Origin of the sequence: Desulfobacter latus (assembly GCF_013389365.1) — a bacterium.
GTDB lineage: Bacteria > Desulfobacterota > Desulfobacteria > Desulfobacterales > Desulfobacteraceae > Desulfobacter > Desulfobacter latus.
The window spans coordinates 1-25,601 of the sequence record NZ_JACADJ010000060.1 but is presented as its reverse complement, the minus strand read 5'-3'; the positions used below and the strand labels follow the sequence as shown (position 1 = coordinate 25,601).

Below are 25,601 nucleotides of genomic sequence, written 5' to 3'. Positions count from 1 at the left end.
AGCCAACGATGTTCTGCATGTGGCGTGATTTGTAAATCGAATCGTCAAGGAGAGATTTACAAATGTGCTTGTGGTTTATTTTTAGATGCTGACATTAACGCTTCTCTTAATATTCTGCACTTGGGAGTCTATAGTCCTCAAGCCTCATATATAAAAAATGACAAATAAGTACATTTATTGATATTTTATATAACTATTCATCATAACACCTCTTTTATTTTAAAGTCTTTGCGGCCTATTCCATGGGCTTCATACCAATGAATTTCCGCTTTGCACTTTGTTTTGTCTGGTAATTGCACAATTGCTATGCCCTTCATTTTGCGCCAATTGCCTGCACCATATACTTTTTGCAGCCTATGAAGGATACGGATTCCAGGCCCCTTTGCAATTGTTTCAATTCGTTCAATCTGACCAATTAGGTTATAAAACAAAATTAAGAAATAACAAAAAATAGTAAAATTAAGACTCAATTTATGTTTTTTTATCAAAATGTAAGCACCTTGAACGGCTGAAACCCACAGCCTCTATTCCTTAGCTCTATCAGTTCATCAAGAGCTTCAGGAACTACTTTTCTGATTATGTTCAATGCGCCGTTCAGATCAGCATTAATTATGCCCTTAGACTGTATTACGCTGTACCGCAGGGCGTCAATATTTTTAGAGATATACAAAATTCTTTCCTTAGAACGATTTACGCATAATCCTCGGCAAATATAGGGAGGCCGATGATGTCATTACCCTGGCCCGGACCGAAGCTCTGGACGCCCATGCCAATTCAGTAAAAATCCGCCTGAAATAACAGCGTTTAATCGGCAATTCTAAATTAAATGACGTATTATCTGTCCTGCGTGCTCTTGCTCGAAGTATTATTTCGAGCAAGAGCTTGAGCAAGATGGCCTACCGACTCAAATTCAGAAGTGCAGAAAATCCATTCCGTTGCCTATACAACCATAGATGAAGGTGCTACAATCTTCAGAAAAGTTGTCCATGAATTCTAATCATTTTTTCACCTTAACGGCCCCTGACTGTGTTATCTCATATTAAGTTACAGATCCGTTCAAGGCATGGGCAAAAAAATGTATACTTCACGATAACTTCAGGAGCAGACGATGAATCAATTCAACCACATTATGGCCTGTATTGACCTGTCTGATTACTCACCCATGACCCTGGGCTATGCCCTGGGACTGGCCGGACAGGCAGACGTCAAAGTTACCATTTGTTCTATTGTCCCCTTGCGCGAAGTAAATCCGGTGTATATGGCCGGAATGATGTACCCCTGCAGGGAGGACACCACGGAGTACCTGGAGGAACTTAAAGAAGACAGGATTACCCAGATCAGGGAACTGATCCGCACACGTTATCCTGAATTCGACGGCAAAACCGATATCCGTATCACAATGGGATATCCTGCCGAAGAGATCCTTGAGATGATTGATGAGGTTGACCCTGACCTTGTTGTCATGGCCAACAAAGGGCGTTCCAATCTGTCCAGTTTCATGTTCGGCAGTGCCGCAGAATTTGTATTCCGCCATTGCAGAAAGGCGTTGTTCAGTGTCAGGGACAAACATATTTTTAAACGAATGTACTCAGGCGACGAACTGCCGGAAGCCGGAGAACTTAGAAACATTGTCGCTGCGGTGGACTTTTCTCCCTGGACCGAGCACATTCTGGCACGGGCAGGATGGATGGCAAAAACGACAGGCGCAACGCTTCATGTGGTCCATTGCATCGGCACCAAGGAACTGGCCTGGGTTAAATCCCATTACATCCCTGAAAACACCTTTTCCGAAGAGAAATTTTTACCCAAGGCCAAACAACGGCGACAGGCCCGGCTTGAGGACCAGATAACGGCGGCAGGCATTGAAGATATGACAGGGATTGATATTACCATCAATTCGGGAGATCCTTGTGAGCAGATACTTTCTGCTGCAAAAGATCTCAGGGCGGATGCCCTGGTTTTAGGCCCGTTAGGTCACAGCCGCTCGGTCAAATTTGTTCTGGGCAGCACCATTGAGAAAGTTTTTCGTCACAGCCCGGTGCCGGTGCTACGTCTGAGTCCTGATATCTGTATTTAAGGATTAAAAGCAATACCGAAAAACGGCCTTGATCATCATTTGAACCACCGTGTAGGTTGGGTTGAACGAAGTGAAACCCAACATTTTGTATTTGTTGGGTTTCGTTCCTCAACCCAACCTACCTTCCACGCATTGGCCGAAATAATGATCAAGGCCAAACAGAGTAAAGACAGTATTTCCTGCCTGGACCTCTCAATTCTGCCCCAAATGCGGTGAGTGTGGAGATCATAAAAATTACGGTGAATTCACCTGCTCGCATTGTGGGTATTCAGGCAACAGAGATTACATAGCAACGCAGAATATTGCACGAAAATTTTTTAAAATTTCGCTTAAAAGTTCAACAGGTTTTGGTTATATATCAGAATCTGCCGGCGCCGCTGTTACCGCTGGGGAATTTTTGAGTAAGATAGACAGATGGGTTAATGGATGGAAAAAATGTCTGAATGTTGCTCCTTTCATTGTTGAAATGAAAAACTGGAAGGCGTATCCGTTAATTGTATAAATGAGCATATTTGTCTATTTTTGTAGTGATAAAAAGTAACGGTTGAGTTGCAAATAAATGGCTGTATAGCTGGAACCCCTTGATTCCAGGGGCTAAAAAAGGAAAAGATATTTTGGAGTGATGGCTATTTTTGCTGTTCTCTAGGGAATGCTTCAATAAAAACAGTGAGGGAGTATATTGAATCTCAAGGATAAATTTAACGCCGCATGCGGTGATTCATCCCCGAACCTGAAGATTTCGGGGTTTTCTCACCGCAAAGGCTATAAAGCATTTTTCACGTCTCTTCTTCTCCCTGTTGTTCTTATTTTCTCAAGCTGCGCACCACTTCAACCCGGATTTGAAACGCCTGTCGTAAGTATTTCAAGTTTTGAAGCATTGCCATCACAAAGTATTGTTCCGCAATTTGAAATTGGGTTACACATTGTGAATCCCAACAGGAGTGCGCTTAATTTAAAAGGTGTGGTATATACAATTTCCTTGGAAGGCCATAAATTAATGACTGGTGTGACAAATGAACTTCCAGTGATTGAGGCGTATAGTGAAGGGGATATTTTGATCAACGCATCTGTTGACCTATTTAGCAGTATCGGTTTTTTCACCGATTTAATTCGAAACCAGAATTTAGGAAAAATATCTTATCAATTTAATGCTAAATTAGATGTGGGTACACTTCATCCAATTATTAGAGTAACCAAAGAAGGAGCGTTCAACTATAGTTCTTTTCTTTTTTAAACTTAGTTTTTGTTGATCATTTTGAAGAACTAATTTTTTCTTTCAAAATATCATTCTCTCTGCTATAATTTTTTGAGTTCTTTGAAAAGATATAGGGTTATGCTTTACAGACCTGAAGCATGTAAAATCTTTTGGGCTATGTGCATAAAACAACCGCGAAAACCAAGCTTTGTGTTGTGCATCACCACAAAAAAGCAGTAAGTAGTAAATACCGTAGGTTCTACGGGATTTTAAGCCTGTGGAGAGGAAATGAGACCTAAGCAGTTTGTTCGGGCACACTCTATGAAGCAGGAATTTCTCATCATTCATACTCAATGGGTAAGAATGAGTAAGAAGAAAGGAACAGGAGCATGTCTCAAAATACGTCAGGCATCACTTTAGAACAACGGATAAAAGAGCTTGAATATGAAAATGCCGCCTTGAAACAAGATATTGTTAAGCTTAAAAACTCCCGATCCACTGACACAAGTCTTTTTTCTACACCTGCTGATTTCAATGAGATTGAGATCAATGAAAGAATGGCCCAGGCCCAGAAACTCGAATCCCTTGGCACCTTGGCCGGCGGCATAGCCCATGATTTTAACAATATGCTGTTCCCTATTCTATTGAACGCAGAACTGTTGCTTCTTAAAAGTTCTGCTTATGACAATGAAACAAAAGAGAGCCTGACACAGATTTATGAAAATGCCTTGCAGGCAAAAGAATTGGTTCATCAGATTTTAAATTTTTCCCGTCACAAAAAAATTGAAAGAGAACCGTTACAGATACAAAATTGCATAAACACTGCGCTTATGCTGATGAAGTCCGGTATTCCACGCAATGTTTCCATAAAAAAAAATGTAGATCCAAACACGCCTTATGTTGTTGCGGATCCCACCCAACTGCACCAGATTATAATGAATTTGGTTAGCAATAGCGTACATGCCATGGGTGAGTCCGGTGGTGTCATCAACGTTTCTTTGATGCCTGTAAATGTTTCTCAATCCGATGCCAACGACGGGGTTAAACCGGGGAATTATATCTGTTTAAGTGTTTCCGATACAGGCAGTGGTATGTCAAAGGAGGTGATGAGCCATATTTTTGAACCGTTTTATAGCACCAAGGGCAAGGAAAATGGAACCGGCATAGGATTGTCTGTTGTTTATAGTATTATCAAAGATATGAATGGCGATATAAAGGTTCACAGCCAATTGGGCAAGGGAACTGAATTCAAATTATATTTTCCGGAATTTTCGGAAAAACGCCTTGTTTCAAGACTTCAGACGCCTGCTATAAATGAGAAAATCGACGTTGTGCATCAAATTCATATCCTTTTTGTGGATGATGAAGATACTATTCTTAAAGTAGCAAAATCGATACTGAATCGCTTAGGGTGCCGCACCACAACTATGATCGATCCTGTGGCCGCCCTGGCGCGTTTCAAAAAAGAGCCTTTAACGTATAATCTTGTAATTACGGATTTGTATATGCCGCAGATGAATGGTGATTGTCTGGCAGAAAAGATAAAAGAAATCCGTCCGGATATTCCTATTTTTCTTTGTACAGGATTCAGTGATGATATTACTTTGGATATGATGGCGCAAAAAGGTATCAGGGCTGTGTTATCCAAACCGATTTCCATAGCAGAGATTTCTGATAAAATTGAAAAATTTTTAAACACAAAAATATCTGTTACCTGATGCCTGGTCCTGATATAGAAAAAATAAGAGCCCTTGAAAAGAGAATGGATCATTTGGGTATCCACAAAAAAGATATCCTCGAAAAATTTATAAAATCCTCGGGCCGTGGCGGCCAAAAGGTCAATAAATCGTCTTCTGCTGTCTTTTTAACGCATCTGCCTACCCAAATAAGCGTAAAATTTGGGAAATACAGATCCCAGCACCTGAACCGGTTTATGGCCCTGAGACACCTGGTAGAAAAAATTGAACAGTTAAAATCCGGGCTCCCCGATGTTACAGCCCGAAAATTAGCCCGCATAAAAAAGCAGAAGCAACGGCGAAGAAAAAAAGCGTTGAACAAAGTAAGCGGCCGCAAGACGAATTGATTCTGAAATAATTTTAGGGCCATGTTGGTATAAATATAATCCGGGTTTTGATAGACCCGCTCAGCCTATGGCTGTTATCATTTAAACCCCTGATATGATAAAGGCTTTATTTTATGAAAGACATGCTTGGATCCGGCAAATTCCAGATGATATACATCGTCTCCTGTGGAGAGGGCGTGAACGCCTTTCATCTCGTGGAATCCACGCTTGTACAGTTTCCCGATTCCAATATTACTGTTGTAAAAGTTCCCAGGATACGTACGGAGAGTCAGGTTGATGATCTCATCGATAAGGTCAAGGATATTGAGAGTATTATCGTTCATACCATTGTTGATTCCAACCTCCGCAGGTATCTCACGCGCCAGGGCATGGATAATCACATTGTTACCATTGATCTGATGGGGCCCATTATTTCAAAAATAGAAACATTTCTTGACCGGCCGCCTCTGGAAACCCCGGGACTATATAGGGAGATTCACCTGGTGAACTTAGAACAGGTCTCTGCCATTGATTTTGCCCTGGCCCATGATGACGGCTTGAATCCGGAGAGTTTGATCCAGGCCGAAATTGTGTTAATAGGGCTCTCCAGGGCCGGTAAAACGCCCTTGTCAATGTACATGAGCGTTTTGGGATGGAAGGTGGCCAATATTCCTTTTGTACCGGGTGTTCCCATGCCCCAGAGTCTGGATCGTGTGGACCGGCGCCGGGTGTTTGCATTAAATATCAATCAGGAACAACTGCAGGCTCACAGGAGAATGCGTCAGGAAACCCTGGGGGCCAAGGATATTTACGCCTATTCCGGAAAAGATGAAATTGAAAAGGAGATTGAGTACGCCCAGAAATATTATATTACCAAAGGCTTTTCCATGATCAATGTGAGCAATAAGCCCATAGAGACAAGTGCTGAAGAAATTATTGAAATGATTACGCGCAGGTTCAAGGCCCAAGCCCATATAAGGGACTTTCTCTGATTCGATGGTCGAAGTTGAAATATTCACGCACGGGTATAATCAAGGATTCCGGGGGGAATACCGATATTAATTACATTCATTTGTTATTGTGGGTTGAACCTGGGTGACGGGTCAATCCATGGGTTAAGAACAGTTATACATGATTCCCAGGAATTTTAGGAAAGACAGTTATGATACATTATTTTAGGGTCATGGCCCTTATCCTGATGGTTGTCTTGATTGTAACGGCAGTACCCTGCGGGGCAAGGGACTTCATGGTTGAATTTGTAGAGGAAAACTACATGGAAAATCAGGATGACTATGCCGACACGCCGATGATTTACCATGCCTTCCAGGTGCGTTCTCATGCGGGCTTAAAGATCCTGGTACTCACCGGGGAACACCCTGAGTATCGCGGGTGGCTGCGACGGTATGTTGCCCAGGATAAGGGTTTTATTGTGAAGGTTCCTGATAATGAAAACGATTTGTTTATTTCTTCAAAAGTCTATGAAATTGATGTGAGACATGTGCATCCCTTTAATCCTGAAAACTGGTCAATGAAAGGCAGTCATGTTTTTGACCCCAGGACTGACTTGGATACACAGGGCTGGATTGTCGCGGGCCAGGGATATATTCTCGTACTGGACCAAAATAATAAACGCAGTGAATTGATTGATACTGTAGTTAAGCGTATGGGATATATCGGCATGATTTCAAGAAATCCTGAAGCCGCTTTGGGAATTTTCAGAAATCAGCCTGAAAAATTTAAAATGATTATTGTGAATTACGATATGCCTGGTATGGGCGCCGAGACCTTTGTCGATAAATTGGTCCAGCTTGATCACAAAATTCCCATACTTGTAGAAACCGGCTATCATAACGAAAATCTCAAGCGACAATATCTGTCCAAATTTTCAGGGGCAGGGACAGTTCGCGTTACATCCGTGGCATTGAATCGTCTTCAACAGACCATAAAAGACTTGATCAAGCCTGAGACGGAAACTGCGGAACAACCTGTAAATGGATAAAATAGAGAAGATAACAAAAATTTGCAGTGTTCTATTTATCGTTTTTTTTACGGCTCCGGGAAACGGACGTGGCGCCGACCAGGCGTTTTATGAACTGGAGGCCGGGTTTAAAAATTTTATTCAATGCGAGCTCACCCGGACAGATGCGGAAACGCATTTTAAGGGGGAAAACTTTACCGTAATTATGGTTAATCTTTTCAATGTTACCAAGGAACTGGATATCACCATTCTTACTGGGGCGGTTAAGTGCGATGTTCAAGGGCAGTACCGTACCTTGTACGTTGCCATGGGATTAAGGGAGTTGAAAGGAAAAAAGGTGGTTTCTTATTTGACCATCAGGCATAAGGATTTTCACATTCTTGCCACGGAATTGATCCGCTATCCATACAAAGAGCGATGTCCGTGGGCCCGGTATTGGATTAAGCAGGAGTAATCTTAATTAATGGGACTTTAGGCCTATGGGCCTTAATTGACGGGAAAAAATATGGCGACCAAAGAAAAAAAACAGGGAGAATCAACCATTGCCAATGCCATAGCATTGGATATTTTAAATTCAAAAATCACAATACCTCCCATGCCGGCCAATGGGCCGAAACTGATGTCCCTGATTAGAAAACCAATTGATGATATAGAAGTGGATGATTTTGTAAATATTATTGATTCGGATCCTGGACTTTTATCCATGATTCTCAAATTGGCAAATTCCGTCTTTTTCAAGGGATTTGATGAGATTTACAGCTTACGATCAGCCATTATCCGTATCGGACTCCAAGAGACCGTCAATTCCACCAACCTGTATTTTTTCCGGCGTATGTTTCCAAAGATTCCTGAAATAGAAGGATTTCAAGCCCAAGATTATTGGGCCTTTTCCTGGGCTTGTGCCATTGCAGCAAGACGTCTGGGCCATCCGAACCTGGACATGAATGTCAATCCGGGGGAACTTTATATTGCCGGGTTGCTTCATGGTATCGGGAAATTAATTCTTGCCATTCAATACCCTTTTGAATTTTCAAAATGTATTCAAACCGCAGCCAGATTAAAAGTACCGCTTCATACTGTGGAGCTTGATGAATTGGGAACGACAGACACGAATATCGCATCAACATTGCTGGAGATCTGGCACATCCCAAGGCGGATTTGTACTGGTGTTAAATTTTATCATAATCCGGATCTAGCCCCGGAAGAAGATCGAAATGTCGCGGCCTTGATCCAGTTCGCCTATGCCGTTGCCTCGATGTCCGGTATTGGAAAAAACGGCGATGGGTATGTCACGTCTCTTGATTCCACATGGGTCGCCAGGCAATCGGGACTGCCATTGTCCAAACAGAATATACGCGAAGCAGTCGTCAAGGAGATCTTAGCGTCCCTGGAAAAAAAATCAGAAAGCATCACCGGTGTCGCCCCCCGGAAACAAGGGTCGTTATATGAGTCTAAAAACACGACGTATCAACATCAGGATATTTACCGTAAAAAAAAGTCAATCTCGCCCACGCCGAAACCAGCGAAAACGAAACCGCCTGAAACAGGATTTTTTGCCTGGATACGCTCGCTGTTTTATTGACAAATAAATATTTTTACGTCCCTTATCTGCTATCTATACGGCTTTTAAGATAACCTGTGTCGTCCGGCAGACCGGACATGCGTGCTGTTGAATTGGCAAGGTGATCACAGGCTTCGTTCAAGGGATCACCGGCATGGCCTTTTACCCAAATGAAACGGATATTAAGACCGGGCAGCAGATTCAAAAGACGCTGCCACAGATCAGGATTCATGGCCGGGGTGCCGTCGGATTTTTTCCAGCCCCTGCGTTTCCATGCCTTTGCCCAGTTTTTGTTAATGCCGTTGACAACGTATCTGGAGTCCGAATGCAGGCAGATGGGACGTGTTTCTCCTTCAAGGGCTTCAAGCGCCACGATGACAGCCAGAAGTTCCATGCGATTATTGGTGGTCAGATTAAACCCGCCGGAAAAGGTTTCTCCGGTTTCAAATACCACACCATATCCCCCTGGACCGGGATTGCCGATGGCCCCGCCGTCTGTATAGACCATCACGGCATTTTCCGGGTATTCATGTCCGGCCTGCTGCCGGCGTCCATTCTTTCTTTTCTTTGGGGTATCACTCAAATTTTTAGTTGAACATGTAGATGCTGTGTCGGCCGGATCTGCCAGAAAGGCCAAAGCCTCCTGTTTTGTTTTAAAGCTTTTGAATCGTGCGCCTGCAAATCCTTTGACCTGGCGCTCAGCATCAGGCCATGATGTGAATATCCCTGTTTTTCGGCCTCTGGCCACTGCGTAGAATTTCATGCGTCAGACTATAAGTGTAAAAAAAAAGAATGTAAAGAAACATCTGTGTATCAAAATTAGGGACTTTCTTGAAATAAATATGTAGCCGGTGTAGAATATTGAAACAATAACGGATCAATTGCAGCATGTTGCCACCGGTTTCAGCTACTCCCATAACCTTAAAAACAGGGGGGAGACAGATAAAACAGGCGGTTAAACAGTTTGCATTAACCATGAAGGAGGTAAAATGGAACCCACGAAATTCCGTGAATCAAGACTGTCCATCAACCGTTTGTGTGAACAAATGGACCAACTCATAGAGAAAAAGGCGTTGGATGAATCAAGGGCTTGTTTTGACAAGGCATTCGGTGAGCTGGACGAGCTGAGGCCTAAGGCGTCAGGAGATATTCAGGAACGTTCGGTTAAGAATCTGGCAATGAAGCTCAAGGGCATGGAAGGTAAAATTTCCAAGTTAAAAACCAAAGGCACAGCATCATCCGGCTCGGGATCCCGGGTCAAAAACAATATCGAATGGGACATAGACCGGGTAGCGCAATTATCAAAAACCTTTCTTGAAAAAGTACTGAAAAATATGGCCGATGATGCCGAATCGCAGGTTTTTTTCGGCACTACGGGCAAAGGTATCCGGCCCAACTACCAGATCAAATTCAAAGACGGTCAAATAACTTGGTTCACAGGTTCCGGCCATAAACCTAAAGCAGGCCCAAAAGGTCAGGGCGCAAAAAATTTATCCACACCTTTTCTTTTCCAGGAGATTAACGCCATTTTGAACAATACCGGCAATATTTAAAGGATTGAAAGGGATGAAAATAATCAGGCCATTGGTTTTGTTTGCATTTATGTTTTCTGTCATGTCGGTTTTTACTCAGCAGACGTTGGCTGCAGAATCCTTATCCGCCACACAGGCACTTAAGGTCAGAATTGACGCTATCATTGATGTGCTTAATACACCGGAATTTAAAGGGGATGATAAAAAAGAGTTCCGCAGGCAGAAAATTCGTAACATTGTGATGCATGGTTTTGATTTTGGGCGTATGGCGCAGTCCAGTCTTGGAAAATACTGGAGAAGACGAACCCCGGAAGAGAAACAGGCTTTTACGGTCCGGCTCCAGTCTCTGATTGAAAATACCTATATATCCAAACTTGAAACCTATACCAATGAAAAGGTGGTCTACCTTAATGAACAACGCAAAACAAAAAAGGATCGGGAATACGCAAAAGTTCAGACCCATATTATTACTGTTGATGGTACCGAAATTCCCATTGCGTACATGATGTACAGACAGGGTAGAGACCCCTGGCTGGTGTTTGATATCAACATTGAAGGGGTGAGCATGGTTAATAATTACCGCTCTCAATTTGGAGAATTCCTTGGCCGAAGATCGTTTTCAGAACTTCTTAAAGATCTTGATGCCAAAAATAGTTCGACATAACCGATATGGGCCGCAAACACAGGTATTGCATATTTCAAAACCATGCCGGTCTGCAATCCAGCAGGCCGGCATATTAGGCCCATAATCAAAATAAACGCTCCCATATGCTTTGCCTTTTCATCCGTCTTCTTCGTTGTGACAATGAGTACATATTTCAATATGCTCCCATTGCCACGCCTTGAATACGAATGAAAATTCTAAACCATATTTTGGGAGATTTTATTCCGATCATGGGCCTTATATTCGCATCCCTTTTTTGTTCTGCTTCCAGGGTTCAGGTATTTTTTTGGGCCGGCCTGAAATCTAACCAAAGTCTAATACAATTTTAGTTTATATAGATTAAAATTAAAAATTAAGGTTTCTACTGACTGCTTAAAAACAAGCGCATTTCAAATTTTTAAGGAACACAGATGGCACCGTTTCACTTGCTTTTAACCCTTTGCGTGCTGGCCATTGCAGGTTTTTTTATAGGCCGTAGCAAATCCTTTGCTGTTTGTTCTGCCCAGGGCGGTCCAAGAGCGCTTCATTCAAGGCCAATCTATTACGGCATACTGACCGCTATTTGGTGTGCGGTACCGGCTTTAATCGTTTTTTCTTTCTGGTATTTTTTTCAATCCACCATCATCATGGATTTGGTAATTGCCGATCTTCCTGACCCGATCCGGTTTTTGCCCGAAGACCGTCTTAATCTTGTTGTCAACGATATTAAAAATATTGTGGCCGGGAATATTGTAGCCGGAAACATCAGTCCTGCCATTCAGGCTGCGGCCGACCATTACAAAAGCCTTGAGAAGACGGCTCAGGTCGCATTAAGCGTTATTATAACGGCAATGGCCATAATTGCCATTGCCGGTGTGTACTTAAAAATTACACCAACGCTCAGGGCCAGGAATTATGTAGAAAAAATTATTGAGGGCCTGCTCATTGCATGCACTTCCCTGGCTGTTTTTACCACCATAGGTATTGTGGCTTCCGTATTTTATGAGGCGATCCGGTTTTTTAAGATTGTGCCGGTATATAAATTTTTGTTCGGACTCCAATGGAGCCCTCAGATGGCCATTCATGCCGAGCAGATCGGATCTTCCGGTGCATTCGGGGCGATTCCGGTTATCCTTGGCACCATGCTCATTGCCGGCATTGCCATGTGTGTGGCCGTGCCGGTAGGGCTTATGGCTGCCATTTATCTGGCCGAATATGCCAATAAAAATTTTCGAAATATTGCCAAGCCGCTTTTGGAAATCCTGGCCGGCATTCCCACGGTTGTTTACGGTTTTTTTGCAGCCCTTGTTGTGGCCCCGGCCATCAGAGATGCAGGGGGTATCCTGGGCTTCTCCGTATCTTCGGAAAGTGCTTTGGCCGCTGGAATTGTCATGGGAATTATGATCATTCCCTTTGTTTCCTCTTTATCCGATGATGTTATCAATGCGGTGCCCCAGTCTTTACGGGACGGTGCTCTAAGCCTTGGTTCCACCCGGAGTGAAACCATTACAAATGTGGTGCTGCCTGCAGCCCTGCCCGGAATTGTGGGCGGCGTGCTGCTGGCTGTGTCCCGGGCCATTGGCGAGACCATGATTGTTGTGATGGCGGCCGGCCTGTCAGCCAACCTGACCGTGAATCCTTTCCAGGCTGTGACAACGGTTACGGTGCAGATTGTTACCCTGCTGGTGGGAGACCAGGAATTTGACAGTGCCAAAACCCTGGCCGCTTTTGCCCTGGGGCTTTTGTTGTTTGTCATTACCCTGGCTTTAAATGTAGTCGCCTTGATAGTGGTCAGAAAATACAGGGAGCATTATGAATAATTTAAATAAAAGGGCTGTGCCGGGCAACGGGAGAACCATAGATATCGTAAAAAAAGGGCTTAACAAACGCTACCGTAAAGAACGCAGGTTTCGTGTTTTCGGGTGGGCAGCTGTTATGATCAGCTTGGGCTTCTTATTTTTGCTGTTTATTTCCATTATATCCAACGGATATACTGCATTTCAACAGACCATGGTCCGGCTGGATGTATACTTGGATACCGATGTCATAGATAAAGATGATCTTGCTGGTGCTGATTACGCCAAATTGATCCATGAGGCGTTGTTGTCTGTTTATCCTGATGTGACAAAATACAATGAAAAACGAAAATTATACGAATTGGTCAGTACAGGCGCCGCTTACCGACTTCGGGATTTTGTAGCCAAAAACCGGCATGCGATCGGAACCACCATTCAGATATGGGTGCCGGCCGATGATGATGTGGATATGCTTATAAAAGGGCATATTGACCGAAAAACGCCCCAGTCCCGGAGACGGATTAATGACCGGCAGCTTGCCTGGGTGGATCATCTGATCAGCCGGGGACAGGTCAAAAAGGTGTTTAATATGACCTTTTTCACTTCAGGGGACTCCCGGGAGCCTGAACTTGCCGGAATCTGGGGGGCGGTCTGCGGGTCCTTTTATACTCTTATTGTCACGCTGGTGCTCTCGTTTCCCATTGGGGGGGCTGCTGCTGTGTATCTGGAAGAGTTTGCCCCTAAAAATAGATGGACGGATATCATTGAAGTAAATATCAATAACCTGGCTGCCGTGCCCTCCATTGTGTATGGGCTGTTAGGCTTGGCCGTATTTTTAAATTTTTTCGGCCTTCCCAGGTCTGTCCCGCTTGTGGGTGGGTTGGTTTTGACCTTGATGACGCTGCCTACCATTATTATTGTCGGCCGATCCGCGCTTAAGGCGGTGTCACCTTCCATTCGAGAGGCCGGTCTTAGTATTGGTGCCTCTAAAGTCCAGCTGGTGGCGCATCATGTTTTGCCCCAGGCCCTGCCGGGCATGCTCACCGGTACCATCATCGGTATGGCCCAGGCCCTTGGGGAAACCGCACCGCTTTTGATGATCGGTATGGTGGCATTTATTGTGGATATTCCTGCCGGGTTCACAGATCCTTCAACGGTGCTGCCTGTACAGATTTATTTGTGGGCTGACAGTCCGGAAAGGGCGTTTTTGGAAAAAACATCCGCTGCCATCATGGTGCTTTTGCTATTTTTGATGATCATGAATGCCACAGCTGTTTTTTTAAGAAGAATTTTTGAAAAAAGACAGTAGATTTATTGTGTTATGTATATTAATTGTACAAATTATTTCAGGAGTTTATCCATGAAAAAAATGATTGTCATTTCAATTGTCCTGGTTTATCTGTCGATTTTGGGGATAGCCCAGGCCCGCGCCGGTGCAGCAAGGGATTATATTTCCATTGTCGGATCTTCAACGGTTTATCCCTTTGCCACTGTTGTTGCTGAAAACTTTGGAAAAAAAACCCGCTTTAAAACCCCGAAAATTGAATCCACAGGATCCGGTGGCGGACATAAACTTTTTGGCTCCGGTATTGGTGTAGCGCATCCGGATATTACCAACTCTTCTGCCCGGATTACAAAAAGTCAGCTGGAAAAAGACTTTAAAAATGGTGTAAAAGAAGTGGTTGAAGTAAAGATCGGTTATGACGGCATTGTTGTTGCGAATTCCAGGCAGGCCATGGTGTTCAGACTGAATAGAAAAGATTTGTTTCTTGCTCTGGCAAAGCAGGTGCCTGTGGCGGGGAATAAGGGTGCTTTACAGCAAAACCCCTATAAAACCTGGAAGCAAATAAACGCATTACTTCCGGATGTCAAAATTGAGGTGTTTGGGCCGCCACCCACCTCCGGCACCCGTGATGCCTTTGTAGAAATGGCCATGGAGGGCGGGGCAAATACATTTACATGGATAGCGACGTTGAAAAAAACGGATAAAAAAAGATACAAAGAGATTTGTCATACCATCCGGGAAGATGGTGCCTACATCGAGGCTGGAGAAAACGACAACCTGATTGTCGATAAGTTGAGTAAATCTCCTGATGCCTTAGGTATTTTGGGGTTTTCTTTCCTGGACCAGAACACGGATAAGATTCAAGGCTCATTTATTGATGGGGTGCAGCCAACATTTCAGGCGATTTCCGACGGATTCTATCCCGTGTCCAGGCCTCTGTTTTTTTATGTGAAAAAAGCCCATGTTGACACTATTCCCGGTATGAGGGAATATCTGGCCGAATTTACCAGTGAAACGGCTTGGGGGGATGACGGCTATCTGACGACCAAAGGGTTGATCCCCATGCCAGAAAAGGAACGCCGGAAATATAAAAAAATTGTTGAAGAATTAACGCCCTTAACTTTGGATGATCTAAATTAAGGATAAATAAAAACAAAAATGAATCAGGAACAAACAACCGGGCATCCGCATATAAGGCCTGGTCGAAGCCCGCTGGTTGAACGAACAGAGCGCGCAACCGTAGGACAGACAACGGTTGAAGATCCCAGGATAAGTTGTAAAAATGTTGCTGTTTATTACGACGCCAAAAAAGCCATCAGCAATATTAACCTGGATATCGGTCGCAACGAAGTGATTGCCATGATCGGCCCTTCCGGGTGCGGTAAATCCACCTTTCTGCGCTGCCTGAACCGGATGAACGATACCATTGAAGGATGTACTGTGAGCGGGCAGATCTTCATGGACGGAAAAAATATATATGACAGCGACGTGGATGTGGTTCCGTTAAGGGCCCAGGTGGGCATGGTTTTCCAAAAGCCCAATCCCTTTCCTAAATCAATTTATGACAACATTGCCTATGGCGCAAGAATTCACGGCCTTGTCCAGAACCGGGATGAGACCGACGAACTGGTTGTAGGCTCTTTGAAAAGAGCAGGTCTTTGGGGGGAAGTTAAGGACCGGCTGAAAATGTCGGGCACCAGTCTGTCCGGCGGGCAGCAACAGCGTCTATGCATTGCAAGGGCCATTGCGGTGAACCCGGAGGTGATTCTCATGGATGAACCTTGTTCTTCTTTAGATCCCATTGCTACGGCCATTATAGAAGAACTTATTGATGAACTCAAACAGGATTACACCATTGTCATTGTAACCCACTCTATGCAGCAGGCATCTCGGATTTCCCATCGTACGGCCTATTTCTACCAGGGCGATCTTGTCGAAGTCGGGTCTACGGACCAGGTCTTTTTAAATCCGCTGCACCAGCTTACCGAGGATTATATAACCGGTCGGTTTGAATAGGATTGAGATAAGTGAAGATAAAATAACAATAGTTGAGCCTTGATCATTCTTTTTGCACCTACAGGTTGGACCAAACAATGATTAAGTTTACAAATTTGTGACACAACTTTGCCTGAGACAAAATCGTGTCAAATATTTTCTTGCCCTGATTATTATGCACTCGATCATCAAGTTTTTATGGAATTTATAAAAATTCAAATAAGTTACGATTCGATTTAACTCAAATTACTGCGAAAGGTTGTTCTTTAGCGCTTTATTATCACAGCGTTTAGTTTTTCGTGCGTCAGCACGGCAGCTTATCCGGCACCCTATGATATCATTATTAAATGTGATACAGTACGGAATACTATTTGACCTTCCCAAATTGCATGGTATAAAATTTGCTGATTTTGGGAAAAAGATTGGCCTTGATCATCGTTTCGGCCAATGGTAGCCCATGGTAGGTTGGGTTGAGGAACGAAACCCAACAATTACAAAATGTTGGGTTTCACTTCGTTTAACCCAACCTACACGGTGGTCCAAATGATGATCATGGCCAAAAGATTCGGCAAGAAAGTGGTTTAATATATATTCAAACACAACATGAGGGCCATGGAACGCTTAACCGTTGCATGGCCCTAACACCAGCAAAGGAGATAATACCAAATGAATTTTAAATCCGTGGATGAGATACTTGAATTTGCCATTGACAGAGAAAAGGAAGCTGTAAAATTTTATGCATCTTTTGCCCAGGAGGCGCCTTCTGAATCACTTAAACAAACCTTTCTTGATTTTTCCAAAGAGGAAGAAAAACATGTGACGCTGCTTTCCGATATTGCCGGAAATAAGGCTAAGATTGACAGCTATGAATTTAAGAAAATTCCTGATCTTAAGATAAGTGACTACATATTGGATACCAAATATGAAAAAGGTATGCCCATGCCCGATGTTTTGAAACTGGCCATGAAAAGAGAGCAAAAATCAGTCCAATTGTATCAGGATCTAAGTGGCCAGACCGATAATGCCGATGCAAAAAAATTGTTTGAACTCCTTGTGCAGGAAGAGTCCAAGCATAAGCTTGGCCTGGAATCCATGTATGATGATTTTCTGGCTGATATGGACGGATAAGGTTCTTCCATCCTGACCCATGGCCCATAATCAAAATAAACAATTAAAACTGATTTCTTTGTCACCCGTGATCTCATTGAAAACGATATCGTAAAAGACGCATTTATTGACAATGAAATCTTTGGTTCTGATCACTGTCCGGTGGGATTAGTGGTTGCCGTATAGGTACAAAGGCCCTGTTCGGAACAAATTTATTTTGTCGAACAGGGCTTTTATTTATCGCAATGTTCGAGTTATAATATTTTTTCTGCAGGTCTTCTTTCAGGGACATACGTAGGTTCCATCTCAAGGTTCTTTACCTTTTCCGATACATAAAGCCCGCAATAACAGGTTCCAAATTCCGCCATATCCGCCTCACGGTATTCGCAGGGACAGATAATATCCTTGTCATGCTCCCTGTCTCCACTGGCAAGGCGGCAGGGACAGGCCATGTAGCCGTATCTTTCTTTGTTGAGTTGCAGGCTTTCCAACAATTCAAAAACCAGATCTTTGTCTTTGTTAAAAAAAGCGCCTTTTTTTTCCTGTGATTTTTTTAATGTATCATAAAGCTGTTCTAAATTCATCTGGTTATTCCCAATGCTTTTTTTATATCGTTTTCCTTATTTCCAACAATGACGGTGTCTTTATTGATTTCAATCGTGGGAAAAGAACACCTTGGGTTCAATGCTTTGATTATCTTGATCATTGCTTCGCGCTCTTCTCCCTTCAAATCGTCAACCTGTATGTAATCATATTCAATATTATATTTATCCAACAGTTTTCGGGCAGCCCTGCAATGGCTACAGGTGCTTATGCCGTATAGTTTAGGGATACAATCACAATTGTCCATTTAAATTTTCTCCTTTAATATCTATTTTAAGAGTATAGGAATTTCCAGCACCCAGCACCCAGCACCCAGCACCCAGCACCCAGTACCCAGCACCCAGTACCCAGTACCCAACAACCCGCCCAAAGGGCGCTAATTTAATTAAACATATATTATGCCTGCATAGAATCTAATGTCAACGTGCAATATTTGTTATTTGTGTCTATCTGTATTCTTATCGCCTGTTGCTCGACCATTATGAAAGCAGATTGCTATGATGCTGCGAATGTTAAAAAAGCAATTTTTTGCTTGCTTTTTATTTTTATATTTTGTTATATCGATAAGAAATTCTTTCGATATTTATCAAATAAAAAATTACGAAAAATTATTTCATAACTATTTGTATTCTATATCGTCAATGATACCTGTTGTTGAAACATATATGCTTAACGCTCTATTTTTAAGTCGAAATATAATAAGGGATTCTCCCGAACAAATATAATTATCAGTAAATACAATTCTACTGAATCGCAAATAAATAAATGATGGTATTGTTTTTGCAAAATTTCTGCATTAGATTAATTATCGGGTTTGGGTGTCTTTGATCCATCCCAGTTAAATTTAAGGAGGCAAAAAGATGACTAAAGTAATTGCATATGAGAAAGATGAAATCCGATCAGAAAAAAAACGGGCTCCTTTCTATGGTGCGATTAAGTCTGAAAATGAATTATATTTTCAAATAGCGTCCTTATACCGGGAGGCGACCAAAGGCCGCAGACAATTATCAGAGCAAATGCTTGAGCAAATGCTCAAGGCAAAGGAGGCAGGACGCTCTGTGAAAAGTCTGTCTGCAACCCATATTGATACCAGGGTCAAAAATTGACTCTCACAGACAGGTTTAATAAACTTTTAAAATTAAAGGAGTGTTATCAATGGCTGAAAAAATGGGAATTTATAAATGTATAAAATGCGGTAATATCGTTCAGGTTCTTCATGGTGCACAACCGCCGGCAACTTGCTGCGGAAAACCCATGGATCGCCTGGTGGCAAATACGGTTGATGCCGCTAAAGAAAAGCATGTTCCCGTAATCGAAAAAATAGAAGGTGGATATAAAGTGACCGTGGGCAGCGTTCCCCATCCTATGACAAAAGAACACTGGATTGAGTGGATTGAACTTGTCTCCTGTGACGGTAACTATGTTCAACGTATGATGCTGACCCCTGATTCGGCACCCGAAGCTGTTTTCAAATGTGACGAAAATAAAGTTGAGGCCATGGCCTACTGCAATCTTCATGGACTGTGGAAAGGTTAGAATCAGGTAGAATCAGACATTTTTGGGGGTAGAAACCAGCAATTATTAGGATAGAATATGCTGGCTATTCCAAATGCGAAAGGCCCGCTGTCTTTCTTGCGAAGACTGCGGGCCATTTCTTTTTTCAGGCGGATCAGGTACCATTGGAAAGGCCTTGGTCTCTTTTTTAAAAACCTGTGGCCATGACGTGATCCGTCTGCTGCGGGCCCCCGATGACCGATTGTGCATCCCCGGCTGGATATGGCCCTGGGTCATGTGCTGGGCAGGCCTGCATCAAAAAATACTGATGGAACAATGTAAATGACAATCCGATTAAAAGTTTTATTCTCCTTTTTGATGATTATGGCCCTGGGGCTGGGATATGCTGATGTCTATTTCCCTGTGGCGGCTTTCAGTTTTGAGCGTCTGCATATATTTTTATTTAATCTGTGTACCGGCGGTACGATTCTGCTGTATTACACGGAACGTCAGCCGGCCGTCTCCGGCCGTGTGAAGCTGTTTTTTCTACTTTCCCTGGTTTATGCGGTTTGTGCATTCCTTAAGTGGTACTCGGTTACATTGGCTGTCTCTGTGTTGCTCTGGGGCCTGGTAGAAAACGTACGCATCAAAAAATTTTCCATTGTTCCCTATCATTTTTTTTTGCCGAAGGTCCCGGTGTCTGAAAAATTTCACCAGGCATCTTTATGGTGCCTGGCCATCGGCATTGCAATGGCGTCTGTGGTAATCATAAACAACGAATATACCCATTGGGTGTACATGGACAAATTGACCCTGGATACTTTTTTTCTGGGGTATTCATTTCCTTTGTCGTTGATGACCCTGTCCCTTGTTTTTGATATGCTGAAAAAAATTGAACGTCCCAAAATTAAATCCATCATGGAATTATGCTTCTGGACCATCACCCTGGGGGTGATTATATTTTTTATTTTCATTCTGTTTGAAAGATTTGTGCCCCAGATTTTTGTGACGGCTGCATTGTTCACAGCGGTGGTCATGGTTTTCATGCTCTATTATACATTTGCGGACAGCATGCAGCAAAAAAAGTTTTTAACTTCCGGCATTGGATTTCTCATTGTCACGGCAGTAACGGGGATTGCCTATATCTGTTTACAGATGCAGGATGGGTATGATCCCCGAAAGACCAAGTGGCTGCTGCATATCCATGTGTTTGCATCCCTTTACGGGTGGAACCTGTGCGGCCTTGCCGTCATCTGCCGGTTTGACGATTTTCCCATTCGGCTTCACTCAACAACCGTAATTCTGGTACACTGGCTTACGGCTTTAGTGCTGGCGCCCCTGGGTATTTATCAGGGATGGTTTGCCGTACTGGCCATTGCCGGCTATGCATTTATTACCTTGACCCTGTTTTTTTCAGGAAACGGACAAATAAATTATGATTAGTAACCGGGAAAAAATTAAACAGCTTTTGTCACATTTTTCAGGGACCTCCAAAGTGCTTGTAATCATCAATGCGGATCCTGATGCCATTGCATCAGCCATGGCTGTGAAACGCATCTTGTGGCGGCGGGTCAGTGAAGTTGCGATTGCTTATTTTAATAAGATCACCCGGCCGGACAATCTGGCCATGATCGAGTATACCGAAGCGGGAATGATCCCCCTGGCTGAGGTGGACAGGTCCGTATTTGACAAATTTGTGGTGGTCGATTCCCAGCCTGACCATAATGAACAATTTTCCGGTATTGAATATGACGCGATCATTGATCATCATCCATTATCCTGCAGTGATGGTGCTTTTGTGGATATCCGGCCGGATTACGGGGCCTGTTCAACCGTGTTCACCGAATATATCCGCAGTATGAGTATAAAACCGTCACCTAAACTAGCTTCCGCTTTGATGCTGGGGATAAAAACAGACACGGCTAATTTTACCCGCCAGGCATCTTCCAGGGACATCCGGGCCTTTCAGTTCCTGTACAAATATGCGAACATGAATATAGTCACCAAGGTGGAACGGGCTCAGATGACGGAATCCGACTTAAATTTTCTGGGCAATGCTATAAGAGATCGAATCATTCGAGACAACCGGGCCTTTTATCATGCCGGAATCATGTCAAAACCCGATGAACTGGTGGTGGCGGCCGATTTTTTCCTTTCCATTGCCGGGGTAAACTGGAGCGTGGTGTCAGGGGTGGTCGATAAAAAACTGATCGTAATCCTGCGTAACGATGGTTTACGCAAAGGTGCCGGAAAGACTGCCCAGGAGGCATTCGCCAAATTCGGATCTGCCGGGGGGCATAAAACCATGGCCAGGGCTGAACTGGATATTTCTCTGATCCGCAAAGAGATCAAACGGGTAAACCAAAAGGCGCTGACGCAGTGGGTGGTTGAACGGATTACCCAGACCGCAGGAAAAAAGATTGAATAGCCGGAATCGGCTTTATAAAAAAACAGGCCTTGATCATTGTTTCGGCCAATGCGTGGAAGGTAGGTTGGGTTGAGGAACGAAACCCAACAAATACAAAATGTTGGGTTTCACTTCGTTCAACCCAACCTGCGCGGTGGTCCAAATGATGATCAAGGCCCAAAAACAACAACGCCGGTTGGCAATAACGTGCAGCCGGCGTTGAATATTTTAGGGCCATGGTCAAAATAGTCCATGCGCCGTATGCTGCGCCTGGATTTTCACAGGTCCTTGGCAAAAGAGTTACGCTTCTTTTTTAAATTCGCTTTTAGGTTCGCCGCATACCGGACAAACCCAGTCTTCGGGAAGATTTTCAAAGGCTGTGCCGGGATAAATGCCATTGTCGGGATCGCCTTGTGCCGGGTCATACACGTAGTCACAGGGTCGACCTTCTCCTGGGCTCCCATCACATCCAGGGGCCGGGTCATACACATAGCCACTGGGGCCGCATTCATATTTATCCATGTTTTATCCTTGGAACAACAACGCCGGTTGGCAATAAAGCGCAACCGGCGTTGGGTGTTTTAGGCGATTCCCGGACCCGGTCACGGGTATTATAGACAGGTCCGGGTCAGGGCGTTACGCTTCTTTTTCAAATGCGTCTTTTTCTGCGCCGCATACCGGACAGACCCAATCTTCGGGGAGATCTTCAAAGGCTGTGCCGGGATCAATACCGTTGTCGGGATCGCCTTCTGCCGGGTCATACACATAACTACAGGGGCATACATATTTATCCATAATTTTCTCCTTATTATTTACTTTTGCTGGTTTATAAACACAGGCTTAATCCAATATTAAACCTGCAAGTTGATTATAATTAATATGCCTGGTCCATTCTTATTCGGTGACGGCCTCAGGGCCTTGTTTTTCCCATGTAAACTGGATTGAATGATATCGAAGATCTTTTAACTTTTGTTGTCAGCATAACGAAATGTTAACCGATTTTCAAGTAGCGTCTGGGATTATTCAGGGCAAACGCATTTAAGGCCCATGATCAAACATATTTATTTTCGAACAATTCTGAAATCCAGGGAATAGCTGCCTGTATCACCATCGTTTAAAAACAGCTGTCTGTCAGTATATACAATGGATTTGGATGTCAGCTCCTGAAGTTCTGGTGCCGTCCATGTTCGTGCTTCAGACCCCAGCAGGTCTGGGTCATTATTGATCCAGCTGAGCAGCTTGGACAGTCCATCTCCAATCACCTTTACGATTTCACCAGCAACTTTTCCAGCTTCTGGATTGCTAAAAATGGCACCCAGGGCTGATCCCACCGCCGGTGCAATTTCACCAACTGTTTTTACCCCTTTGCTCCATGCGTTGATGTCTCCATCATCCCATTCATAGAGCGTTGTCCTGAAGTATAGAAAATCTTCAACCGTCTGCCACGCCTTGACTTCAGCCGGAACAATTGTGCTGTCTTCAGCCGAGTAATTTTTTACAGTATTGTCATCAAATCCACCATACTCCCCGGTCCCTTTTGCCCATGCAAGGTTATCTGCGATTATCACCCAGGCGGTAACCAGTTCGTCAGATCCGCCGGCCTCGGGGTTCTGCTCATCCCTGCACTTCATTTTTGTAAACTCAACCCGATACTGGGCAGGCAGCACTTTAAAGGTTTTATAGTTGCTGTAACCTGAATTATCTGCTTTCAAATTAAATTTATAATTGCCGGACCAGACATTCTGAGGAATAATAAATTCACATTGGGTCGAATTCAGTACAGTGGGGTTTATATTGAAATTGATACCTTTGGGGCGATATGCACTGGCCTTTTGATCCATTGCTTCCATAAATCCATAAAGGGGGCTGCCCATATTTTCACCTGTTACCAGAACCATATTCCCAGGCAGTTGTGCTCCTGGTTCTACAGATACAATCTTGGGTGTGGGTTTTAAGGCGGCTGCCAGGGTAATGGGGTATGGCGCACTGAATTTTCCGTCTGCTTCCACTATAATGCGGGTTGCCCGGTTACTGGCATACAGACCCGGTGCGATGGCTGTGGATGAAAGTTTTGTATTTTTCAGGGACTGGGGATAGACCGTACCTACATGAATATATTTGCCATTTTCTTTCTGCATAAAATGAATCTTTGTTTTCCGGGCATCTGTACCAAAGTTGACCCCAAACAGTGTGAAAGACTCTCCGATTCTTAAAAATGGTCCATCCGGTCCGCGAGGTGCAAAATCGGTTACCTGGGGTGCATTGGACACAAGATTCTGATTTGCCGACAGCGCAGAGAGGTTTGAATTTAAAGCAGAATTATTCAGAAGGATCGGCTTCATTTCCTTGACTTTGCCTGAAAATGCTGCGGTTTCAACAAGAGAATCTGTAAAGGCGCTCATCTCCAGACGACTGTGGGGAGAAAGGTTTTGAATAGATTTGGGTGTGGCTGCCAGTCGAACATGGGTTGGCAGACTGTGCCATTTATTCAGCAATTGTTTCTGTCTTACCTGAGATAGCTCTTTAATTCCTTTGAGCATAATCTGCTCTATCTGAGAATAGTTTGATCCACCTGCAAGGTGTTTTTGAAGGGTATGCATAAATGCAGCAATCACCGGGTCCGGCCCCTTGCTGATTTGCTGCAGCTGTTCAAAATGCTGGATTGGTGACAGTCTGTTTAGGTTTTTTTTCCGGGTACCGATTTCCGCCATTTTTACCACAGGTACGGTTGTATATTTAGAGGGTCCTTTATTGTATGTGATGGCATATTCCTGCAGAACTCTTTCACGGTTTGCCAGATGATCCGGTGTCGTCACAAGATTGTTCGGCCGACGACTCCAGTTGTAGTGTTCGCGGTAATTATCACTCCAGACCGGCGGTGGAAACTCGGCCCCCATGAACTGGGATTCCTTATACTGCCTCACCGCTTCATTGGCATATCTTTTTGGGGCATTCAGCTCGGATTTAATGGCAAACGCCTGAAGTGCTTTTTCACGATTCGCCAGGTGACCTGGTGTTGTTGTCAGGTTATTTCCCTGTTTACACCAGTTAAAATGAGAATCATAGTTGCTGCTCCAGGCAGGTCCAGTGAATCCTGCCTTCAATGCTTTGTTCTGTTCGTTCTGCCTTACGGATTCCGATGCATAACGTTTGCAGGCTTCCAGGCTCAATGCCTGGACAGTGCCGGCCCATGCAATTGAGATAAGGCATATGACAGATATGACAGATATATTGAAACCCATTTTTTTTAAAACTGGATTGTTGAATCTATTACAACTCATAATTGAATCTCCATAATTATTGAACATTAATAAAAGATTAATCTATAATAGCTATTTATATTAGACCCATGATCAAAATAAAATCGCCCATCTATTTGTCTTTTAAGCCGCCATAAAGGCAGATTTAATTTCTGATCATGGGCCTTAGGGACCCAATCCGGGGTCCAATTCATAAAATGCGGCAAGGAAACCCCTGAGTCTTTAGCTCAGGGGAGGAATTGCCGCCCTCCTTATAATAATTTAGTAGTCCAGGTAGCGGACCTTAGCACGTCGTATTGTAGGAATAGCCGTCAGATGCGTGAAGCAGCCTGCAATATTTCCAGCTAATGCCCTGTACTATTTTGTCCACTGTTTTAATGTTAAACGATCCGCTTTTTCTGACAGCGACACGCCCGGTGTACGTTCCAACCTTTTTGCCGGAAGTGACAACCGCCTTGACAATGTCGCCCGTCTGAAATCCTTTGACTTTTTTCTCAGTTGACTTTGCTGTTGTCCGGGGGAATCCGAACTTGTTTACCCTGCACATCTGTCTTGAGCCATGACCGTCTGCCTTTACAATCAACACGGCCTTATCGATCTGAAACA

The 25,601-nt window shown here is 43.7% G+C and carries 30 protein-coding genes and 1 pseudogene; 23 read left to right on the top strand and 8 right to left on the bottom strand.

What is annotated here, in order from left to right:
- Positions 1-168 (top strand): zinc ribbon domain-containing protein (locus tag HXW94_RS20150; RefSeq protein WP_178367602.1); only part of this gene is annotated, 168 nt, incomplete at its 5' end.
- 32 nt (positions 169-200) lie between these two features.
- Here the strand turns inward: HXW94_RS20150 and HXW94_RS14420 are convergent.
- The gene (locus HXW94_RS14420; protein WP_246294063.1) at positions 201-488 is read right to left on the bottom strand and encodes a hypothetical protein; all 288 of its coding nucleotides are present in this window, start codon (positions 486-488) and stop codon (positions 201-203) included.
- Positions 489-1,108: 620 nt separating this feature from the next.
- On the opposite strand from HXW94_RS14420, the gene HXW94_RS14415 reads away from it, so the two are divergent.
- The 10 genes and pseudogenes from HXW94_RS14415 to HXW94_RS14370 all read left to right on the top strand — a co-directional run bounded on the left by HXW94_RS14415 (position 1,109) and on the right by HXW94_RS14370 (position 8,894).
- Positions 1,109-2,077, top strand: a complete 969-nt coding sequence (locus HXW94_RS14415) for a universal stress protein (RefSeq protein ID WP_178367601.1) — start codon at positions 1,109-1,111, stop codon at positions 2,075-2,077.
- Between the two features lie 172 nt (positions 2,078-2,249).
- Positions 2,250-2,579 (top strand): annotated as a pseudogene (locus tag HXW94_RS20395) (zinc ribbon domain-containing protein); the annotation flags it as partial.
- Between the two features lie 107 nt (positions 2,580-2,686).
- Positions 2,687-2,773 (top strand): transposase, encoded by an 87-nt coding sequence (locus HXW94_RS20390; protein ID WP_425484220.1) that lies wholly within the window; start codon positions 2,687-2,689, stop codon positions 2,771-2,773.
- The gene (locus HXW94_RS14400; protein WP_246294061.1) at positions 2,757-3,311 is read left to right on the top strand and encodes an LEA/WHy family protein; all 555 of its coding nucleotides are present in this window, start codon (positions 2,757-2,759) and stop codon (positions 3,309-3,311) included. The genes HXW94_RS20390 and HXW94_RS14400 overlap by 17 nt, the downstream gene beginning before the upstream one ends.
- 350 nt (positions 3,312-3,661) lie before the next feature.
- On the top strand, positions 3,662-4,990 hold the full coding sequence (locus HXW94_RS14395; protein WP_178367600.1) for a hybrid sensor histidine kinase/response regulator: 1,329 nt from the start codon (positions 3,662-3,664) through the stop codon (positions 4,988-4,990).
- A complete protein-coding gene (locus HXW94_RS14390) occupies positions 4,990-5,355 on the top strand; it encodes a peptide chain release factor family protein (RefSeq protein ID WP_178367599.1) in 366 nt (121 codons plus the stop codon). Before HXW94_RS14395 ends, HXW94_RS14390 begins: the two co-directional genes overlap by 1 nt.
- 113 nt (positions 5,356-5,468) lie before the next feature.
- Entirely contained in the window at positions 5,469-6,326 is an 858-nt protein-coding gene (locus HXW94_RS14385; protein ID WP_178367598.1) for a pyruvate, water dikinase regulatory protein, read from the top strand.
- Positions 6,327-6,496: 170 nt separating this feature from the next.
- Entirely contained in the window at positions 6,497-7,333 is an 837-nt protein-coding gene (locus HXW94_RS14380; RefSeq protein WP_246294059.1) for a response regulator, read from the top strand.
- Positions 7,326-7,766: a hypothetical protein gene (locus HXW94_RS14375; RefSeq protein WP_178367597.1), complete on the top strand. Its 441-nt coding sequence runs from the start codon at positions 7,326-7,328 to the stop codon at positions 7,764-7,766. The genes HXW94_RS14380 and HXW94_RS14375 overlap by 8 nt, the downstream gene beginning before the upstream one ends.
- Before the next feature lie 51 nt (positions 7,767-7,817).
- Positions 7,818-8,894 (top strand): HDOD domain-containing protein, encoded by a 1,077-nt coding sequence (locus tag HXW94_RS14370; RefSeq protein WP_178367596.1) that lies wholly within the window; start codon positions 7,818-7,820, stop codon positions 8,892-8,894.
- 22 nt (positions 8,895-8,916) lie between these two features.
- Here the strand turns inward: HXW94_RS14370 and rnhA are convergent, their stop codons facing one another.
- Positions 8,917-9,636: a ribonuclease HI gene (gene rnhA, locus HXW94_RS14365; RefSeq protein ID WP_178367595.1), complete on the bottom strand. Its 720-nt coding sequence runs from the start codon at positions 9,634-9,636 to the stop codon at positions 8,917-8,919.
- 226 nt (positions 9,637-9,862) lie between these two features.
- On the opposite strand from rnhA, the gene HXW94_RS14360 reads away from it, so the two are divergent.
- The 7 genes from HXW94_RS14360 (at position 9,863) to HXW94_RS14330 (ending at position 17,252) form a co-directional block, all read left to right on the top strand.
- Positions 9,863-10,426: a hypothetical protein gene (locus HXW94_RS14360; RefSeq protein ID WP_178367594.1), complete on the top strand. Its 564-nt coding sequence runs from the start codon at positions 9,863-9,865 to the stop codon at positions 10,424-10,426.
- Between the two features lie 13 nt (positions 10,427-10,439).
- A complete protein-coding gene (locus HXW94_RS14355; RefSeq protein ID WP_178367593.1) occupies positions 10,440-11,069 on the top strand; it encodes an MlaC/ttg2D family ABC transporter substrate-binding protein in 630 nt (209 codons plus the stop codon).
- Positions 11,070-11,479: 410 nt separating this feature from the next.
- The gene (pstC, locus tag HXW94_RS14350) at positions 11,480-12,868 is read left to right on the top strand and encodes a phosphate ABC transporter permease subunit PstC (protein WP_178367592.1); all 1,389 of its coding nucleotides are present in this window, start codon (positions 11,480-11,482) and stop codon (positions 12,866-12,868) included.
- Positions 12,861-14,153, top strand: coding sequence for a phosphate ABC transporter permease PstA (gene pstA, locus HXW94_RS14345; protein ID WP_178367591.1), 1,293 nt, complete (start codon positions 12,861-12,863; stop codon positions 14,151-14,153). The genes pstC and pstA overlap by 8 nt, the downstream gene beginning before the upstream one ends.
- Before the next feature lie 51 nt (positions 14,154-14,204).
- Positions 14,205-15,269 (top strand): substrate-binding domain-containing protein, encoded by a 1,065-nt coding sequence (locus HXW94_RS14340; protein WP_178367590.1) that lies wholly within the window; start codon positions 14,205-14,207, stop codon positions 15,267-15,269.
- Between the two features lie 18 nt (positions 15,270-15,287).
- Positions 15,288-16,145: a phosphate ABC transporter ATP-binding protein PstB gene (gene pstB / locus HXW94_RS14335; RefSeq protein WP_178367589.1), complete on the top strand. Its 858-nt coding sequence runs from the start codon at positions 15,288-15,290 to the stop codon at positions 16,143-16,145.
- A 645-nt stretch (positions 16,146-16,790) separates the two neighbouring features.
- Positions 16,791-17,252 carry a ferritin family protein gene (locus tag HXW94_RS14330; protein WP_178367588.1) on the top strand — a complete coding sequence of 154 codons (462 nt, stop codon included), beginning with the start codon at positions 16,791-16,793 and terminating at the stop codon, positions 17,250-17,252.
- Between the two features lie 233 nt (positions 17,253-17,485).
- On the opposite strand, the gene HXW94_RS14325 is transcribed toward HXW94_RS14330, so the two are convergent.
- Together HXW94_RS14325 and HXW94_RS14320 are read right to left on the bottom strand one after the other, a co-directional pair.
- Positions 17,486-17,815 carry a ferredoxin-thioredoxin reductase catalytic domain-containing protein gene (locus tag HXW94_RS14325; protein WP_178367587.1) on the bottom strand — a complete coding sequence of 110 codons (330 nt, stop codon included), beginning with the start codon at positions 17,813-17,815 and terminating at the stop codon, positions 17,486-17,488.
- Positions 17,812-18,081 carry a glutaredoxin family protein gene (locus HXW94_RS14320; RefSeq protein WP_178367586.1) on the bottom strand — a complete coding sequence of 90 codons (270 nt, stop codon included), beginning with the start codon at positions 18,079-18,081 and terminating at the stop codon, positions 17,812-17,814. The genes HXW94_RS14325 and HXW94_RS14320 overlap by 4 nt, the downstream gene beginning before the upstream one ends.
- A 613-nt stretch (positions 18,082-18,694) precedes the next feature.
- On the opposite strand from HXW94_RS14320, the gene HXW94_RS14315 reads away from it, so the two are divergent.
- From HXW94_RS14315 to HXW94_RS14295, 5 genes are all read left to right on the top strand, one after another.
- Entirely contained in the window at positions 18,695-18,940 is a 246-nt protein-coding gene (locus tag HXW94_RS14315; RefSeq protein ID WP_178367585.1) for a hypothetical protein, read from the top strand.
- 49 nt (positions 18,941-18,989) lie between these two features.
- Complete coding sequence (locus tag HXW94_RS14310; protein ID WP_178367584.1) at positions 18,990-19,370, top strand: desulfoferrodoxin; 381 nt, start codon at positions 18,990-18,992, stop codon at positions 19,368-19,370.
- Between the two features lie 73 nt (positions 19,371-19,443).
- Complete coding sequence (locus HXW94_RS14305) at positions 19,444-19,674, top strand: hypothetical protein (RefSeq protein ID WP_178367583.1); 231 nt, start codon at positions 19,444-19,446, stop codon at positions 19,672-19,674.
- Positions 19,671-20,771 (top strand): hypothetical protein, encoded by a 1,101-nt coding sequence (locus HXW94_RS14300; RefSeq protein ID WP_178367582.1) that lies wholly within the window; start codon positions 19,671-19,673, stop codon positions 20,769-20,771. The genes HXW94_RS14305 and HXW94_RS14300 overlap by 4 nt, the downstream gene beginning before the upstream one ends.
- On the top strand, positions 20,764-21,756 hold the full coding sequence (locus tag HXW94_RS14295) for a DHH family phosphoesterase (RefSeq protein ID WP_178367581.1): 993 nt from the start codon (positions 20,764-20,766) through the stop codon (positions 21,754-21,756). Before HXW94_RS14300 ends, HXW94_RS14295 begins: the two co-directional genes overlap by 8 nt.
- Positions 21,757-22,035: 279 nt before the next feature.
- On the opposite strand, the gene HXW94_RS20385 is transcribed toward HXW94_RS14295, so the two are convergent.
- The 4 genes from HXW94_RS20385 to HXW94_RS14275 all read right to left on the bottom strand — a co-directional run.
- On the bottom strand, positions 22,036-22,257 hold the full coding sequence (locus tag HXW94_RS20385; protein ID WP_178367580.1) for a rubredoxin: 222 nt from the start codon (positions 22,255-22,257) through the stop codon (positions 22,036-22,038).
- A gap of 114 nt (positions 22,258-22,371) precedes the next feature.
- Positions 22,372-22,530, bottom strand: a complete 159-nt coding sequence (gene rd / locus HXW94_RS14285) for a rubredoxin (RefSeq protein ID WP_178367579.1) — start codon at positions 22,528-22,530, stop codon at positions 22,372-22,374.
- Between the two features lie 266 nt (positions 22,531-22,796).
- Positions 22,797-25,016 carry a hypothetical protein gene (locus HXW94_RS14280; RefSeq protein ID WP_218576733.1) on the bottom strand — a complete coding sequence of 740 codons (2,220 nt, stop codon included), beginning with the start codon at positions 25,014-25,016 and terminating at the stop codon, positions 22,797-22,799.
- A 262-nt stretch (positions 25,017-25,278) separates the two neighbouring features.
- On the bottom strand, positions 25,279-25,601 hold a 323-nt coding region (locus tag HXW94_RS14275; protein ID WP_218576732.1), incomplete at its 5' end, for a hypothetical protein.

Excerpts from the sequence above, each read along its gene's own strand:
- HXW94_RS14415 (WP_178367601.1), top strand. The coding sequence starts at position 1,109 with ATGAATCAATTCAACCACATTATGGCCTGTATTGACCTGTCTGATTAC.
- HXW94_RS14395 (WP_178367600.1), top strand. The coding sequence starts at position 3,662 with ATGTCTCAAAATACGTCAGGCATCACTTTAGAACAACGGATAAAAGAG.
- HXW94_RS14390 (WP_178367599.1), top strand. The coding sequence starts at position 4,990 with ATGCCTGGTCCTGATATAGAAAAAATAAGAGCCCTTGAAAAGAGAATG.
- HXW94_RS14385 (WP_178367598.1), top strand. The coding sequence starts at position 5,469 with ATGAAAGACATGCTTGGATCCGGCAAATTCCAGATGATATACATCGTC.
- HXW94_RS14380 (WP_246294059.1), top strand. The coding sequence starts at position 6,497 with ATGATACATTATTTTAGGGTCATGGCCCTTATCCTGATGGTTGTCTTG.
- HXW94_RS14375 (WP_178367597.1), top strand. The coding sequence starts at position 7,326 with ATGGATAAAATAGAGAAGATAACAAAAATTTGCAGTGTTCTATTTATC.
- HXW94_RS14370 (WP_178367596.1), top strand. The coding sequence starts at position 7,818 with ATGGCGACCAAAGAAAAAAAACAGGGAGAATCAACCATTGCCAATGCC.
- rnhA (WP_178367595.1), bottom strand. The coding sequence starts at position 9,636 with ATGAAATTCTACGCAGTGGCCAGAGGCCGAAAAACAGGGATATTCACA.
- HXW94_RS14360 (WP_178367594.1), top strand. The coding sequence starts at position 9,863 with ATGGAACCCACGAAATTCCGTGAATCAAGACTGTCCATCAACCGTTTG.
- HXW94_RS14355 (WP_178367593.1), top strand. The coding sequence starts at position 10,440 with ATGAAAATAATCAGGCCATTGGTTTTGTTTGCATTTATGTTTTCTGTC.
- pstC (WP_178367592.1), top strand. The coding sequence starts at position 11,480 with ATGGCACCGTTTCACTTGCTTTTAACCCTTTGCGTGCTGGCCATTGCA.
- pstA (WP_178367591.1), top strand. The coding sequence starts at position 12,861 with ATGAATAATTTAAATAAAAGGGCTGTGCCGGGCAACGGGAGAACCATA.
- HXW94_RS14340 (WP_178367590.1), top strand. The coding sequence starts at position 14,205 with ATGAAAAAAATGATTGTCATTTCAATTGTCCTGGTTTATCTGTCGATT.
- pstB (WP_178367589.1), top strand. The coding sequence starts at position 15,288 with ATGAATCAGGAACAAACAACCGGGCATCCGCATATAAGGCCTGGTCGA.
- HXW94_RS14330 (WP_178367588.1), top strand. The coding sequence starts at position 16,791 with ATGAATTTTAAATCCGTGGATGAGATACTTGAATTTGCCATTGACAGA.
- HXW94_RS14325 (WP_178367587.1), bottom strand. The coding sequence starts at position 17,815 with ATGAATTTAGAACAGCTTTATGATACATTAAAAAAATCACAGGAAAAA.
- HXW94_RS14320 (WP_178367586.1), bottom strand. The coding sequence starts at position 18,081 with ATGGACAATTGTGATTGTATCCCTAAACTATACGGCATAAGCACCTGT.
- HXW94_RS14315 (WP_178367585.1), top strand. The coding sequence starts at position 18,695 with ATGACTAAAGTAATTGCATATGAGAAAGATGAAATCCGATCAGAAAAA.
- HXW94_RS14310 (WP_178367584.1), top strand. The coding sequence starts at position 18,990 with ATGGCTGAAAAAATGGGAATTTATAAATGTATAAAATGCGGTAATATC.
- HXW94_RS14305 (WP_178367583.1), top strand. The coding sequence starts at position 19,444 with ATGCGAAAGGCCCGCTGTCTTTCTTGCGAAGACTGCGGGCCATTTCTT.
- HXW94_RS14300 (WP_178367582.1), top strand. The coding sequence starts at position 19,671 with ATGACAATCCGATTAAAAGTTTTATTCTCCTTTTTGATGATTATGGCC.
- HXW94_RS14295 (WP_178367581.1), top strand. The coding sequence starts at position 20,764 with ATGATTAGTAACCGGGAAAAAATTAAACAGCTTTTGTCACATTTTTCA.
- HXW94_RS20385 (WP_178367580.1), bottom strand. The coding sequence starts at position 22,257 with ATGGATAAATATGAATGCGGCCCCAGTGGCTATGTGTATGACCCGGCC.
- rd (WP_178367579.1), bottom strand. The coding sequence starts at position 22,530 with ATGGATAAATATGTATGCCCCTGTAGTTATGTGTATGACCCGGCAGAA.
- HXW94_RS14280 (WP_218576733.1), bottom strand. The coding sequence starts at position 25,016 with ATGAGTTGTAATAGATTCAACAATCCAGTTTTAAAAAAAATGGGTTTC.